This is a genomic window from Rhizobium hidalgonense, assembly GCF_002914525.1.
Taxonomy (GTDB): domain Bacteria; phylum Pseudomonadota; class Alphaproteobacteria; order Rhizobiales; family Rhizobiaceae; genus Rhizobium; species Rhizobium hidalgonense.
In genome coordinates this window covers 40,595-55,436 of record NZ_LODW01000055.1, presented here as the reverse complement: position 1 = coordinate 55,436, position 14,842 = coordinate 40,595, and the positions used below count along the sequence as shown (strand labels likewise).

Below are 14,842 nucleotides of genomic sequence, written 5' to 3'. Positions count from 1 at the left end.
GGAACCGCCTATATCGAATGGGCCAAGACGGGCCGTCCAACCGCCACCGGATACTGGAAGTAAAATGAAATTTCTCGACGAAGCAAAGGTCTATATCCGATCCGGAGACGGCGGCGGCGGCAGCGTCTCCTTCCGGCGCGAGAAATTCATCGAGTTCGGCGGCCCCGACGGCGGTGATGGCGGACGCGGCGGCGACGTCTGGGTGGAGACCGTCAACGGCCTCAACACGCTGATCGATTTCCGCTATCAGCAGCACTTCAAGGCGACGACCGGCACCCACGGCATGGGCCGGAACCGCACCGGCGCCAATGGCAGCGACGTGACGCTGAAGGTCCCTGTCGGCACCCAGATCTTCGAGGAAGACCGGGAAACGCTGATCTGCGATCTCACCGTCGAAGGCCAGCGTTACTGCCTCGCCCATGGGGGCAATGGCGGCTTCGGCAACGCCCATTTCAAGACCTCGACCAATCAAGCGCCGGATTGGGCCAATCCCGGCCTGCCCGGCGAGGAAAAGACCCTCTGGCTGCGGCTGAAACTGATCGCCGATGCCGGCCTCGTCGGCCTGCCCAATGCCGGTAAATCGACCTTCCTGGCATCGGTCACCCGTGCACGGCCGAAGATCGCCAACTACCCCTTCACCACGCTGCATCCCAATCTCGGCGTCGCCACGATCGACGAGCGGGAATTCATCCTTGCCGACATTCCGGGCCTGATCGAAGGCGCCCATGAGGGTGTCGGCATCGGTGACCGTTTCCTCGGCCATGTCGAGCGCACCCGGGTGCTGCTCCACCTCGTCTCCGCCCAGGAGGAAAAGGTCGGCAAGGCCTATAAGACGGTCAAGCACGAGCTCGAAGCCTATGGCAACGATCTGACGGATAAGCCTGAAATCGTGGCGCTGTCGCAGATCGACGTGCTCGACGATGCCGAATTGAAGAAGAAGGCCAGGGAATTGGCCAAGGCCTGCGGCAAGACGCCGTTCCTGATTTCGGCCGTCACCGGCAAGGGTATGACCGAGGTCCTGCGGGCGCTACGCGACATCATCGTCGAAGAAAATGCCGAGGAGAAGCCCGCCAAGGTGCCGAAGCTCAGGCATCGCGACATGGTCGTCAGCGATGAGGGCGAGGGTCAGGGCGAGGACGAGGCCGATGACCAGCCGTAAGCCGCTTGGCCGCTACCGGCGCGTCGTCATCAAGATCGGCTCCGCGCTGCTGGTCGACCGCAAGGCCGGGCTGAAAAAGGCCTGGCTCGACGCCATGTGTGCCGATATCGCAGGCCTGAAGGCCAAAGGCATCGACGTGCTCGTCGTTTCCTCCGGCGCAATCGCGCTCGGCCGTTCGGTGCTCGACCTGTCCTCCGGCGCACTGAAGCTGGAAGAAAGCCAGGCAGCAGCAGCCGTCGGCCAGATCGCGCTGGCGCGCGCCTGGTCGGAAAGCCTGTCGCGCGACGAGATCGTCGCAGGCCAGATCCTGCTGACGCTCGGCGATACCGAGGAGCGCCGCCGTTATCTCAATGCGCGCGCCACCATCAATCAGCTTTTGAAGATCGGCGCCGTGCCTATTATCAACGAGAACGACACGGTCGCCACCAGCGAAATCCGCTATGGCGACAACGACCGGCTGGCCGCCCGCGTCGCGACGATGACCGGCGCCGACCTGCTGATCCTTCTCTCCGACATTGACGGCCTCTATACCGCGCCGCCGCATCTCGATCCGAACGCGAGCTTCCTGGAGACGATTTCCGCAATCACCCCAGAGATCGAGGCGATGGCCGGGGGTGCTGCTTCCGAGCTTTCGCGCGGCGGCATGCGCACCAAGATCGATGCCGGCAAGATCGCGACGACATCGGGCTGCGCCATGATCATCGCCTCCGGCAAGACCGACAGCCCGCTGTCGGCGATCGAAAACGGCGCCCGTTCTTCCTGGTTTGCGCCTTCGGGAACGCCCGTCACGGCTCGCAAGACCTGGATCGCAGGCCAACTGCAGCCGGCCGGCGAGCTGCATGTCGATGACGGCGCCGTCACAGCCCTCGGGGCCGGCAAGAGCCTGCTTCCCGCCGGCGTGCGCAGCGTTTCCGGCCTCTTCAGCCGCGGCGACACGGTGGCGATCCTCGGCCCTGAAGGCCGCGAGATCGCCCGTGGGCTTGTCAGTTACGACGCCGAGGATGCCCGCCGCATCGCCGGCCGCAAGTCGGCCGAGATCGAGGCCATCCTCGGTTATGCCGGGCGCGCCGCCATGGTCCATCGCGACGACATGGTGATGACCGCGCAGATCGGTTCGAAATCGGAAAGGCAGAAGAAGGACGCGAGTTATGCTTGATACCGTTGCGCCAAGCCCTGACATTGACGTGCTGATGAACGACATCGGCCGCAAGGCAAAGGCATCAGCGCGACCGCTGAGCTTTGCGTCCACCGAGGCGAAGAACCGGGCGCTGAACGCCATGGCCGATGCGATCCTGGCCAATAGCGCGCATATTCTTGCCGAGAATGCCAAGGACCTGAAGGACGTCGAAGGCACCGATATGCTCGCCTCCTTCGTCGACCGGCTGACGCTGAACGACAAGCGCATCGCCGAGATGGCCGAGGGCATCCGCGCCATCGCCGCCCTGGCCGATCCGGTCGGCGAAGTCATCGCCGCCTGGGACCGGCCGAACGGGCTGAAGATCGAGCGCGTCCGCACACCGCTCGGCGTCATCGGCGTCATCTTCGAAAGCCGCCCGAACGTCACCGCCGATGCCGGTGCCCTCTGCCTCAAGGCCGGCAACGCCGTGATCCTGCGTTGCGGTTCGGATTCGCGCCGCTCATCGCGGGCTATCCATGCCTGCCTGGTCGAGGGCCTGAAGGCGGCAGGACTTCCAGAGCATGCTATCCAGCTCGTTCCGGTTACCGACCGTGCCGCCGTCGGCGCTATGCTGCGCGGCCTCGACGGGACAATCGACGTCATCGTGCCGCGTGGCGGCAAGAGCCTGGTCGCCCGGGTGCAGAGCGAGGCCCGCGTGCCGGTTTTTGCCCATCTCGAAGGCCTCTGCCACATCTATGTCGATGGCTCGGCCGATATCGAGATGGCGAAGAAGATCGTCGTCAACGCCAAGATGCGCCGCACCGGCATCTGCGGCGCGGCAGAAACCCTGCTCGTCGATGGCGCCGCGATCGGCACGCATCTGACGCCGCTGCTCGAGGTTCTGACAGAAGCCGGCTGCGAGGTTCGCGCGTCGCCGACCGTGCTGAAGGTCGCCCCCGGCATGAAGCCGGCGACCGAGGAGGACTGGTCGACCGAATATCTCGATGCGATCATTTCGGTGGCCGTCGTCGACGGCATATCGGGCGCCATCGCCCATATCCAGACCTATTCCTCGAACCACACCGAGGCTGTCATCGCCGAGGACCCCGAAGTCGTCGCGCGGTTCTTCACCGAGGTCGATTCGGCGATCCTGCTGCACAATGCCTCGACGCAATTTGCCGATGGCGGCGAGTTCGGCATGGGCGCGGAGATCGGCATTGCCACCGGCAAGATGCACGCCCGCGGCCCCGTCGGCGTCGAACAGCTGACCTCCTTCAAATATCGGGTGCACGGCGCCGGACAGACGCGGCCCTGACGTGACGGCGGAGAGTTTGGACCGGCATTATCTCCGCATGCCGCACAGCGAGCGCGGCATGGTCGTCGGCCTGTTCGGCGGCTCGTTCAATCCACCGCATCAGGGACACGCGCTGGTCGCCGAGATCGCTCTCAAGCGGCTCGGCCTCGACCAGCTCTGGTGGATGGTTACCCCCGGCAATCCGCTGAAGAGCCGCAATCAGCTGGCACCGCTTGCCGAACGCATTGCCGAAAGCGAGCGCATTGCCCCCGATCCGCGCATCAAGGTCACCGCCTTCGAACAGGCGCTCGGCGTCAGCTACACCGCCAACACGCTTGCCCGCGTCAAGGCCCGCAATCCGCATGTGCATTTCATCTGGATCATGGGCGCCGACAGCCTGCAGACCTTTCACAAATGGCAGAAATGGCAGGAGATTGCCCGTACCTTCCCGATCGCGGTGATCGACCGGCCGGGCGCGACGCTCTCCTACCTCTCCTCGAAAATGACGAGGACCTTCGATTTCGCCCGCGTCGACGAGGATGATGCCCGGGTTCTCTGGAAGAAACCCGCGCCGGCCTGGACCTTCATCCACGGACCGCGCTCCGGCCTGAGCTCGACGGCAATCCGCAACGGCGCCTCGGACGAAGCCGAATAAATTTTAACGAAGGTGGAAAACGAGAAAGCCCGACGGGGGAGGATCCGTCGGGCTTATAAACTCGATCGACAACTGGGAGGAGGAGTGTTGTCGACCCTATCGAACGGCTATGGGAGGAGGAGAAGCCGTTTCGATGAGTCTGTTTTATCAGATTCCGCACGAAGGTGAAGATTGATTGTTGCATTGCAGCAATGCGCGGATTGCAATCCTATCCGGGAGAATGGCGCCGGAAGTGGCGTTTTTATCAGCAGATAATCGTCGCGGTGGCGACGGCGCCGCGAGCCTTGCGCTCTGCAGAATGCCCGCCGGGTATTTCCACCCAAGAAAATCCTATTTCAAATCCAAGCCATGCGCATCGACATTGCGTGAAACACACCGTCATATTTTTCCAGATATATCCCTAGCCAAACCGCACCACCCGTTATATTCGTGGCAATATTTCGATCCTTGGGGAAGTGAATCATGCAGAATCGCCACCGATGGATGAAACTGGCAACCGCCGCGATATCGGCCCTGTGGCTTGGCGCGGCGGCGTTTGCAGCGCCGGCCGCCGCGGCCGAAAAGCTCACCGTCTTTGCGGCGGCGAGCCTCAAGGATGCGCTTGATGCCGCCAATGCCGCCTGGACTAGGGAAAACGGCAAGGAAGCCGTCGCCTCCTATGCGGCAAGTGGCGCGCTGGCCAAGCAGATCGAAAACGCGGCCCCCGCCGATATTTTCATCTCCGCCGACCGCGACTGGATGGATTACGTCGCCAAGAAGAACCTGATCAAGGCCGGTAGCCGTTCGAACCTGCTTGGAAACCGGATCGTGCTCGTTGCCGAAAAGGACAAGGCCAAGCCGGTCGAGATCAAGCAGGACTTCGATCTTGCCGCGCTTTTGGGTGACGGCAGGCTGGCCATGGGTGAACCGAAATCGGTTCCGGCCGGCAAATACGGCATGGCTGCGCTGGAAAAACTCGGCGTCTGGAAATCGGTGGAAACCAAGGTCGCCGGCGCCGAAAGCGTCCGCGCCGCCTTGGCTCTCGTCTCCCGCGGCGAAGCCCCCTATGGCATCGTCTACCAGACGGATGCCGCCGCCGACAAAGGTGTCGCCATCGTCGGTACCTTCCCGGCCGATTCCCATCCGCCGATCATCTATCCCATCGCAATTCTCGCCGAAAGCAAGAACCCGGATGCCGCAGCCTATCTCGACTTCCTGAAATCCGACAAGGCAGCCGCCTATTTCACGGCACAGGGGTTTACCATTCTGAAGTGATTGAGACGTTGAGATGATTGCGGAATCAGGGGCGACAGCTTAGCGTCAAGGCTCACTAAGACGAGCCGCAGATAGTCATCTGGTTCGTGCCGATAGCTGCCCCTCACCCTAACCCTCCCCCCGTAAACGGGGCGAGGGGACGTGCCATACCAGACATGAGCCGGGAACCGAGAGGCCGCGACACACCCCTTCGCCCCGCGAGCGGGGAGAAGGTGCCGGCAGGCGGATGAGGGGCTGGTCTCGGCTCGCCTCAACATGCCTTGGATTTCAAGGGAGACACCGCATTTGAATATATTCGGCCTGAGCGACGAGGAATGGACGGCGATCCTGCTCAGCCTGCGCGTCTCGATCGTCGCCATGCTGGCGAGCCTGCCCTTCGGCATTCTCGTCGCTTTGCTGCTGGCCCGCGGCCGCTTCTGGGGCAAGTCGGTGCTGAACGGCATCGTTCATCTGCCGCTGATCCTGCCTCCCGTCGTCACCGGTTTCCTTCTCCTCATCCTGTTCGGCCGCCGCGGTCCGATCGGCAGTCTGCTCGACCAGTATCTCGGCATCGTCCTTTCTTTCCGCTGGACGGGCGCGGCGCTTGCCTGTGCCGTCATGGCCTTCCCGCTGATGGTGCGCAGCATCCGCCTGTCGATCGAGGCGGTCGACCGCAAGCTGGAAGAGGCGGCCGGAACGCTCGGCGCCGGTCCCGCCTGGGTCTTTTTGACGATTACCCTGCCGCTGATCTTGCCCGGCATCATCACCGGCATGATCCTTTCCTTCGCCAAGGCGATGGGGGAATTCGGCGCGACGATCACCTTCGTCTCCAATATCCCAGGCGAAACCCAGACGCTGTCGGCCGCGATTTACACCTTCACCCAGGTGCCGGGCGGCGATGCCGGCGCGCTACGCCTGACGCTCGTCGCCATCATCATTTCCATGGCAGCCCTGCTCGCCTCCGAATTCCTCGCCCGTCTCGCCGGCCAAAGGATCGATCCGGAATGACGCTGATCGTCGAAGCAAAACAGCGGCTCGGCGCCTTTTCGCTCAACGCCGCCTTCACTTCGGAGCGCGGCGTTACCGCGCTGTTCGGCCGCTCCGGCTCGGGCAAGACCTCGCTGATCCGCATCATCGCTGGCCTCGCCCGCCCGGACGAGGGTCGCGTTATTCTGGACGGCGAAGCCTTGACCGAAACCGCAGCCGGCACCTTCGTCCCGAAACATCGCCGCCGCTTCGGTTATGTCTTCCAGGAGGCCCGGCTCTTCCCGCATTTCAGCGTCCGCGCCAATCTCTCCTATGGCCGCTGGTTCGCGGCGAGAGCGGCACGCGGCGAAAACTTCGATCGCATCGTCGACCTGCTCGGCATCGAGCCGTTGCTGGAGCGCAGCCCCGCAAAACTGTCCGGCGGCGAGAAGCAGCGCGTCGCCATCGGCCGCGCCCTTCTCTCAGCACCCCGGCTGCTGTTGATGGACGAGCCGCTCGCTGCCCTCGACGCGGCGCGCAAGGCGGAGATCCTGCCTTACCTCCAGCGATTGCGGGACGAGACGGACATTCCGATCGTCTATGTCAGCCATTCGATCACCGAGGTAGCGCGGCTGGCAAACCAGGTGGTCGTCCTCAGCGACGGCAAAGTGGAAGCGACAGGCCCGGCCGTCGACATATTGAGCCGCCCCTCAGCGGCGGCCGACCGGAAAGAGGCGGGCTCACTGCTCGAGGGCACGGTCGAAAGCTTCGACGCGCTTCACCGGCTGTCGACCGTCGCACTGAAATCCTGCCAGCTGCATATCCCCGGCGCGGCCCTAACGCCGGGCAAACCGGTGCGCATCCGCGTTCCCTCCCGCGACGTCATGCTGGCGACAACAAGGCCCGAGGGCCTCAGCGCGCTGAATATCCTGGAAGCAAGGATAGAACAGATGTCCCCTAGCGAGGACGGAACCGTGGAAATCCGGCTCGATTGCGGCGGCGACGCCATTCTTTCGCGCATCACCGCGCTGTCCTGCGAACGCCTCGATCTTCGGCCCGGCAAGACCGTCTTCGCCGTCATCAAGACGGTTGCCCTCGAGGCCTGATCAGCCGCGCTCGCCGGACTTCAGGTGGCGCTTGGCCTCAAGCCAGGCGAGATCTTCGGAAAGGCTCGTGCGCATCGTCTTTTCCATCCGGCGGAAACGCTCGAGCAATTCCTCGCCGAACGGCGTCAGCGCCGCGCCGCCGCCCTTCTGGCCGCCACGCTGCGATTCCACTACCTGTTCTGAGAACATCCGGTTCATCTCGCTGACCAGCAGCCATGCGCGCCGATAGGACATGTCCATCGCCCGCCCCGCCGCCGAGATCGATCCGGTCGCGCGGATATGTTCCAGCAGTTCCATCTTGCCATGGCCGAGCCGATCCTCGTCCGGGAAGCTGATTCGCAGGACGGGCACGAGGGTTTTTGCGGCTGAGTCGGTCATCGAATCCGGAGATCGTGGAATTTGCCGCACTTTACGCTGCGGCATGGAAACTGTACACCGCCCGCACAAGCAGCCCGCGTGGCAATATTCTTCAATTCGGACGCCGGATCGGTTTTTTGCTCGATCTGTATCTTAGCACGTCTTGAAACATTAATGGTTTGATGCCTATCTTAACCATGATCCGGTCTCGATCGGATCTCGTGTTGTGCATGGTTTGTCACTCCAGGAAAGGGAATAAACTGACAACAGTACACGCCAAGGGAAAAACGTTCGCCGTTATCCCGAAGAGTGCGGAACGTGGCGCCGATGCCGCCGCCCGCGCCCTAGAAACCGTCCTCGCCAGCCTCGAGGACTCCAAAGCTGAAGATATCGTCACCATCGACATTGCCGGAAAATCGGCGCTGGGAGACTACATGATCGTCGTCTCCGGCCGCTCGAACAGGCATGTCATGGCAATCTCGGATCATCTGCTGACCGACCTTAAGGACGACGGCCTCGGCACGGCCCGCGTTGAAGGTCAGGAAGGCGGCGATTGGGTCCTGATCGACACCGGTGACATTATCGTGCACGTGTTCCGCCCGGAAATCCGCGAGTTCTACAACATCGAAAAGATGTGGGCGGCTCCGGATATGGATGAAGAAACACGGCACTGACAGGCGGCCGGCATTTGTCCGGCGCTTGAAATGTGGCATTGGCTGGCCGGAAACATGAGAAACCGGCCGGCGGCGCCTCGTGCGCCCGACGTGCCGCATCAGCAAGGAGCGGATGCATGCGAGTTGGTCTTTTTGCGGTGGGACGGCTGAAGTCCGGCCCCGAAAAGGATCTTGCGGCCCGTTATTTCGACCGTTTCGCCAAGGCCGGTCCTGCCGTCGGCCTCGAATTTACCCGTGTTGCCGAAGTCGCCGAAAGCCGCGCCTCCAACGCGGAAACCCGCAAACGCGAGGAGGCGGCACTGCTGTTGAAATCGCTTGCCGATGGCAGCATCCTCATTCTTCTCGATGAACGCGGCAAGGGGCTCGACAGCGAAGCCTTCGCCAACCTGCTGGGCTCCTATCGCGACCAGGGTAAACGCGACCTGACCATCGCCATCGGCGGCGCCGACGGCCTCGATCCTTCCCTCTACGACCGTGCCGACGCCACGCTGTGCCTGGGCAAAATGACCTGGCCGCATCAGCTCGTCCGCACGCTGATCGCCGAACAACTTTATCGCGCCGTCACCATCCTGTCCGGCCACCCCTATCACCGCGTCTGATGCGTCGCATTGTCACGCAGCCGTGTTGAGCCGCCGGACCATTCTGCTTCGAACTTTCTGGCAAAGCGTGCCAAATCAGCTTAGGCTCCGCGAGATTTGAAAGAGTGCCCAGACCCGCATGACGACAACAGCAACCAAGCGACACCGCATGATCCTGCCGGCTATTGCGGCCGGTTTTGGTGTCGCGGTCATCGTCGTGGCGGCAAATCCCTTCATCGTCCGGGCGCAGGATGCAGCCCCGGAAGCGTCGGCGCAATCCGCGCCCCAGCCGGCAGCCGGGCCGCCGCCCGATCCGGCCGCCGAACTCACCGCCAAACGCGACCAGACCCGTGCCGAACTCGAAACCCTGTCGAAAACCATAAGTCTTTCCTCCGACAAGGTGAGCGAACTCCAGCAAAGCATCGCCGATCTGGAAAAGAGCACGCAAAGCATCCGCCAGGCGCTGATCGATTCCGCCGCCCGCCGCAAGGGGCTCGAGAAGCAGATCCTCGAAAGCGAGAAGAAGCTTGCCGATCTCGGCGTCAAGCAGGATGGCATCCGCCGTTCGCTGCACGAACGCCGTGGCCTTTTGGCCGAGGTGCTGGCAGCTCTCCAGCGCATGGGTCGCAACCCGCCGCCCGCTTTGCTGGTCACCCCCGATGATGCGCTCGCCTCGGTGCGCAGCGCCATCCTGCTCGGCGCCGTCGTGCCGGGCATCCGCAAGGAGACCGACAAGCTTGCCGCCGACCTTGCAAGCCTCGCCGCATTGCAGACCGCCAGCGCTGCCGCGAAGGCCGACCTGACAGCGACGATGACGAACGGGATCGAGGAAGAGCGGCGCATGGATCTGCTGCTTGCCGAAAACGACAAGCTCAGCCGCAGCAATGCCGCTGATCTCACGGCCGAGAAAAAGCGCTCCGAGGAACTGGCCGGCAAGGCGACCAGCCTTGAGGGCCTCGTTGCCTCGATGGAATCCGAGATCGCTTCGGTGCGGGATGCCGCCGCAGCCGCCCGCCAGGCGGAGGAAAACCGCAAGCTGATGACCGACGAGCAGCGCGCCCAGGCCAAGGCCCTGGCCGACAGCGGTGTGCCCGATAAAAACCGCATTGCCCCCGCATATCCGTTCGGAGAATTGAAGGCGAAATTGGAGGTGCCCGTTGCGGGCGATATCCTGCGCCAGTTCGGCGATGCCGACGGTACCGGGCACGAAGCCATGGGCATGACGGTCGCCACCAATCCGGAAACCGTGGTGACGGCGCCGGCCGATGGCCTGGTGGTTTTCGCCGGCGCTTTCCGCAGTTACGGCCAGATGATCATCCTCGACACCGGCGACGGCTACCACCTGGTTCTCTCGGGAATGGATACGATCAATACCCGTCAGGGAAAATTCGTTTTCTCCGGCGAGCCGCTCGCCGTGATGGGCGCGAAAAGAGTGGCAAGCGCAACTGCATTGGCGCTGGAAACGGACCGGCCAACGCTTTACATTGAATTTCGAAAGGACGGTAAACCGGTCGATTCCCGACCATGGTGGACCGCCAAAGACACTGGAAAGGCACGCAATGATTCGTAGGGCTTCTCTTGTTCTGGTCGGCGCATTGATGGGTGCGACCGCCATGAGCGTCATTTACTCGGCGGGTGTGCCGGCGGAAGCGGCCGGATCCTCGACATACAAGGAACTCTCGGTGTTCGGCGATGTCTTCGAGCGTGTGCGCGCCCAGTATGTGACGCCGCCTGCCGAAGACAAGCTGATCGAGAACGCCATCAACGGCATGCTCTCCTCGCTCGACCCGCATTCGAGCTACATGAATGCGAAAGACGCCGAAGACATGCGCACCCAGACCAAGGGTGAGTTCGGCGGTCTCGGCATCGAAGTCACGATGGAAGACGAGCTCGTCAAGGTCATCACCCCGATCGACGATACGCCCGCCGCCAAGGCCGGCGTTCTTGCCGGCGACTATATCTCCGAGATCGACGGCCAGTCCGTGCGTGGCCTGAAGCTGGAAGACGCCGTCGAGAAGATGCGCGGCGCCGTCAACACGCCGATCAAGCTGACGCTGATCCGCAAGGGTGCCGACAAGCCGATCGAGCTGACGATCGTCCGCGACGTCGTCGCCGTCCAGGCCGTCAAGTCGCGTGTCGAGGACGATGTCGGTTATCTCCGCATCATTTCCTTCACCGAGAAGACCTATCCCGACATGGAAAAGGCGATCAAGAAGATCAAGGACACCGTTCCGGCCGACAAGCTGAAGGGTTATGTCCTCGACCTGCGCCTCAACCCCGGCGGTCTGCTCGACCAGGCGATTAACGTCTCCGATGCGCTGCTGCAGCGCGGCGAAGTGGTTTCGACCCGCGGCCGCAATCCCGATGAAACCCGCCGCTTCAATGCCGGCCCGGGCGACCTGACGGATGGCAAGCCGGTTATCGTGCTGATCAATGGCGGTTCGGCTTCCGCATCGGAAATCGTCGCCGGCGCTCTTCAGGATCTGCGCCGCGCCACCGTTCTCGGCACGCGCTCCTTCGGCAAGGGTTCGGTCCAGACGATCATCCCGCTCGGCGAAAACGGCGCGCTGCGCCTGACCACGGCGCTCTACTACACGCCGTCCGGTCGCTCGATCCAGGGCACCGGCATCACCCCCGACATCAAGGTCGAGGAGCCGCTGCCGGAGGAACTGCAGGGCAAGATGGTGACCGAAGGCGAATCCAGCCTGCGCGGCCATATCAAGGGCCAGAGCGAGACCGACGAAGGTTCCGGCTCCGTTGCCTATGTGCCGCCGGACCCGAAGGACGACGTTCAGCTCAACTACGCGCTCGATCTGCTGCGCGGCAAGAAGACCGATCCGGCCTTCCCGCCGAACCCGGATAAGGCCGTCGTCGCCAAGTAATGCATCATCTCAAGGCCGGGCATATCGCCCGGCCTTGACCCTTTCTGCGGTTTCCCGGTTTTGGAGCGGGCGAAAAATTGGGAACGGACCTGCATACGCCTCTGGGCCGCAACCGCAAAACCGGCCGCAAGCGTCCAGGTTTTTTGCGCCTTGGCCGCATCGCCGCCAGTCTTTGTCTTTTCGCGATAGGCGGCTTTTCGCTCTATACGGCGTTTCGCGGCGATGGGCTCGAACGCACCAAACCGCCGGCGGCCGAGCAGGCCGCAAAGCCCTCCGATACAACTCAGCCATCGACGACAACTGCCAATCGGGCGCCGGACGGCATGCCACGCGCCGAACCGCGCTCGGGCGCCAATGTCGAACAGATGGTCACCGGCGATGGCTCGGTCGTCACCAAATTCAGTCCGCGCCCACGCGACGGCAGCGGACCGGTCCTGGTCGATGCCATGCAGGTCGGCCAGGATCCGCGCATGGCGGCACAGCCGAATGAAACGCTGCTCGAAGATACGCCTTTCGGCAGGCTGCCGATCGTCGGTCCGGATGGCCGGCGGCCAATGGATCAATATGCCCGCCCCTCGTCCGGCGCGCGCGGCGTGCGCATCGCCATCGTCGTCAGCGGCCTCGGGCTCAGCCAGACCGGAACGCAGCGCGCCATCGCTGAATTGCCGGAGGAAATTACCCTCGCCTTTGCCGCAAGCGGCAACAGCCTGCAGCGCTGGATGCAGGAGGCCCGCCGCGGCGGCCACGAGATTCTGCTGCAGGTGCCGCTCGAGCCATTTGATTACCCGGCAAATGATCCCGGCCCTGAGACGTTGCTGACCACCAAGCCGGTCGCCCGCAATATCGAGAACCTTCACAAGGCGATGGGCGAAATCACCAATTATACCGGCATCATGAATTATCTCGGCGGCCGTTTCCTCTCGGACTCCAACGCGATGGAGCCTGTCATGCGCGATATCGGCAAGCGCGGCCTGCTCTTCCTCGACGACGGCACGTCGGCGCAGTCGAAGACGGCTGTTGTCGCCAAGGGAACCGAAATGCCCTACGCCTTCGCCGACCTGCAGCTCGACGGCCAGCTCGATATCAACGCCGTCCTGAAGAAGCTTGATGAGCTCGAGCGCATCGCCCGCAAGAACGGCCAGGCGATCGGCGTCGCCTCGGCTTTCGATGAAAGTGTCGACGCCATCGCCAAATGGAGCGAGGAGGCGGCGATGCGCGGCATCGAGATCGTCGGCGTCGCCGCCCTTTCCAACGACCCCCGGAACCCTTGAGAGCAATTCGGGAAAAGAGTGCTGAACGGAGAAGACGATGAGCCAGGCGACCGTAAAAGCCGAGGATCTGCCCTACCGCCCCTGCGTCGGGGTGATGATCCTGAACCGCGATGGCCTGGTCTGGGCCGGGCGGCGCATCCCCGACGGCAATTCGGAATATGACGGCTCGCCGCACCAGTGGCAGATGCCGCAGGGCGGCATCGATAAGGGCGAGGATCCGTTGGATGCCGCTTACCGCGAACTCTACGAGGAGACCGGCATCAAGACGGTGACCCTGCTTGCCGAAGCGAGAGACTGGATCAATTATGATCTGCCGCCGGCGCTGATCGGCATCGGGCTGAGAGGAAAATTCCGCGGCCAGACGCAGCGCTGGTTCGCCTTCCGCTTCGAGGGCGACGACAGCGAGATCGCCATCAACCCGCCGCCCGGCGGCCACGAGCCGGAATTCGATGCCTGGGAATGGAAGCCGATGCAGGAACTGCCGGGCCTGATCGTTCCCTTCAAGCGCGCCGTCTACGACCAGGTGGTTGCCGAATTCGAGCATCTGGCAGCACTGCAATCGGAAGACTGAAATCCCGGGATAATGCCTCGCTTGCGCTCGGCAGCAAGCGGCGGGACTACCGGCCGCTCAGGACGGCCGGTTTCTCGTTCGAATATTATTCGGCTTCGTTGGCGGAATCGGCGTTGAGCTGGCCGTATTTGCTTTCGCCGATTTTGCCAAGCAGCTCGAGCTGCGTTTCGAGGAAGTTGATATGGCCTTCCTCATCCATCAGCAGCTCTTCGAAAAGCTTCATGGAAACGTAATCGCCGGCTTCGTGACAAATATCGCGCGACTTCTTGTAGGCAGCACGGGCATCGTATTCGCCGGCAAGATCGGCTTCCAGCACTTCCTTGACGTTCTGGCCGATGCGCAGAGGTGCAAGGGTCTGCAGATTGGGATGGCCTTCAAGGAAAATGATGCGCGCAACCAGCCGGTCGGCATGGTGCATCTCTTCGATCGATTCGGCGCGCTCCTTCTTGGCGAGCTTGGTGTAGCCCCAGTCTTCAAGAAGCCGATAATGAACCCAATATTGATTGACCGCCCCGAGCTCGAGGAACAGCGCCTCGTTAAGCCGCTCGATGACTTTTTTGTCGCCTTTCAATGTCCGCTCTCCTGTTTTCCTCATGGAATTGTTTCAAGCGGGACATGAAATCAAATATTTCCGTCTCCGTCGAGTGGCGACGGGCGTGATATTCCTCGGTCGTCTGGATAATGATGTCGACGACGTTGGGGAAACAGCCACAGCAACGGCCGCGCTTTTCCATGGCGTGGTAGACCTTCGCCGGCACGATAAGCTGCCAACAGTCCTCATCGAGAAGGTTGGTGATAACCTCCCGGATTTCCTTGTCGGTTATATAATTGCAGCTGCAGACAAGCACGTCTTCATTCCAAACATGACACTGACTATCGTGTTTTCTGCTAAAGAAGATGGTGGCTGTCAAGAAAAAATTCGAGCCCCGTATCATCGGACGCGATGTCCGAATGACAATCCAATGCCTATCCTCCGAGA

The 14,842-nt window shown here is 62.5% G+C and carries 16 protein-coding genes; 13 read left to right on the top strand and 3 right to left on the bottom strand.

Going from position 1 to position 14,842, the window contains the following annotated elements; translation table 11 throughout:
- Nucleotides 1-64: 64 nt before the first annotated feature.
- The 7 genes from obgE to modC all read left to right on the top strand — a co-directional run bounded on the left by obgE (nt 65) and on the right by modC (nt 7,530).
- On the top strand, nt 65-1,159 hold the full coding sequence (gene obgE, locus ATY29_RS16020) for a GTPase ObgE (RefSeq protein WP_003567629.1): 1,095 nt from the start codon (nt 65-67) through the stop codon (nt 1,157-1,159).
- Nucleotides 1,146-2,315 carry a glutamate 5-kinase gene (gene proB / locus ATY29_RS16015; RefSeq protein WP_097536873.1) on the top strand — a complete coding sequence of 390 codons (1,170 nt, stop codon included), beginning with the start codon at nt 1,146-1,148 and terminating at the stop codon, nt 2,313-2,315. The genes obgE and proB overlap by 14 nt, the downstream gene beginning before the upstream one ends.
- Nucleotides 2,308-3,591: a glutamate-5-semialdehyde dehydrogenase gene (locus ATY29_RS16010; protein WP_097536872.1), complete on the top strand. Its 1,284-nt coding sequence runs from the start codon at nt 2,308-2,310 to the stop codon at nt 3,589-3,591. Before proB ends, ATY29_RS16010 begins: the two co-directional genes overlap by 8 nt.
- 37 nt (nt 3,592-3,628) lie before the next feature.
- On the top strand, nt 3,629-4,225 hold the full coding sequence (locus ATY29_RS16005; protein WP_244597410.1) for a nicotinate-nucleotide adenylyltransferase: 597 nt from the start codon (nt 3,629-3,631) through the stop codon (nt 4,223-4,225).
- A gap of 462 nt (nt 4,226-4,687) precedes the next feature.
- Nucleotides 4,688-5,479 (top strand): molybdate ABC transporter substrate-binding protein, encoded by a 792-nt coding sequence (gene modA, locus ATY29_RS16000; protein WP_025417363.1) that lies wholly within the window; start codon nt 4,688-4,690, stop codon nt 5,477-5,479.
- Nucleotides 5,480-5,764: 285 nt separating this feature from the next.
- Complete coding sequence (gene modB / locus ATY29_RS15995; RefSeq protein WP_003567638.1) at nt 5,765-6,466, top strand: molybdate ABC transporter permease subunit; 702 nt, start codon at nt 5,765-5,767, stop codon at nt 6,464-6,466.
- The gene (gene modC / locus ATY29_RS15990; RefSeq protein ID WP_097536870.1) at nt 6,463-7,530 is read left to right on the top strand and encodes a molybdenum ABC transporter ATP-binding protein; all 1,068 of its coding nucleotides are present in this window, start codon (nt 6,463-6,465) and stop codon (nt 7,528-7,530) included. Before modB ends, modC begins: the two co-directional genes overlap by 4 nt.
- Here the strand turns inward: modC and ATY29_RS15985 are convergent, their stop codons facing one another.
- Nucleotides 7,531-7,908 carry a winged helix-turn-helix domain-containing protein gene (locus ATY29_RS15985; RefSeq protein ID WP_003567641.1) on the bottom strand — a complete coding sequence of 126 codons (378 nt, stop codon included), beginning with the start codon at nt 7,906-7,908 and terminating at the stop codon, nt 7,531-7,533.
- 209 nt (nt 7,909-8,117) lie between these two features.
- On the opposite strand from ATY29_RS15985, the gene rsfS reads away from it, so the two are divergent.
- The 6 genes from rsfS to ATY29_RS15955 all read left to right on the top strand — a co-directional run bounded on the left by rsfS (nt 8,118) and on the right by ATY29_RS15955 (nt 13,863).
- Nucleotides 8,118-8,561 (top strand): ribosome silencing factor, encoded by a 444-nt coding sequence (gene rsfS / locus ATY29_RS15980; protein ID WP_003567643.1) that lies wholly within the window; start codon nt 8,118-8,120, stop codon nt 8,559-8,561.
- Nucleotides 8,562-8,677: 116 nt separating this feature from the next.
- Nucleotides 8,678-9,160 (top strand): 23S rRNA (pseudouridine(1915)-N(3))-methyltransferase RlmH, encoded by a 483-nt coding sequence (gene rlmH, locus ATY29_RS15975; protein ID WP_003567644.1) that lies wholly within the window; start codon nt 8,678-8,680, stop codon nt 9,158-9,160.
- A gap of 148 nt (nt 9,161-9,308) precedes the next feature.
- Nucleotides 9,309-10,709, top strand: a complete 1,401-nt coding sequence (locus ATY29_RS15970) for a murein hydrolase activator EnvC family protein (RefSeq protein WP_097536886.1) — start codon at nt 9,309-9,311, stop codon at nt 10,707-10,709.
- Nucleotides 10,699-12,021: a S41 family peptidase gene (locus tag ATY29_RS15965; RefSeq protein WP_003543943.1), complete on the top strand. Its 1,323-nt coding sequence runs from the start codon at nt 10,699-10,701 to the stop codon at nt 12,019-12,021. Before ATY29_RS15970 ends, ATY29_RS15965 begins: the two co-directional genes overlap by 11 nt.
- 77 nt (nt 12,022-12,098) lie before the next feature.
- Nucleotides 12,099-13,292, top strand: coding sequence for a divergent polysaccharide deacetylase family protein (locus ATY29_RS15960; protein WP_097536869.1), 1,194 nt, complete (start codon nt 12,099-12,101; stop codon nt 13,290-13,292).
- Nucleotides 13,293-13,329: 37 nt separating this feature from the next.
- Nucleotides 13,330-13,863 carry an RNA pyrophosphohydrolase gene (locus tag ATY29_RS15955; RefSeq protein WP_003567649.1) on the top strand — a complete coding sequence of 178 codons (534 nt, stop codon included), beginning with the start codon at nt 13,330-13,332 and terminating at the stop codon, nt 13,861-13,863.
- A gap of 85 nt (nt 13,864-13,948) precedes the next feature.
- Here the strand turns inward: ATY29_RS15955 and bfr are convergent, their stop codons facing one another.
- Both bfr and ATY29_RS37700 read right to left on the bottom strand, forming a co-directional pair.
- Complete coding sequence (bfr, locus tag ATY29_RS15950; RefSeq protein ID WP_133118199.1) at nt 13,949-14,434, bottom strand: bacterioferritin; 486 nt, start codon at nt 14,432-14,434, stop codon at nt 13,949-13,951.
- The gene (locus tag ATY29_RS37700; RefSeq protein WP_080687582.1) at nt 14,400-14,798 is read right to left on the bottom strand and encodes a (2Fe-2S)-binding protein; all 399 of its coding nucleotides are present in this window, start codon (nt 14,796-14,798) and stop codon (nt 14,400-14,402) included. Before ATY29_RS37700 ends, bfr begins: the two co-directional genes overlap by 35 nt.
- Nucleotides 14,799-14,842 lie beyond the last annotated feature (44 nt).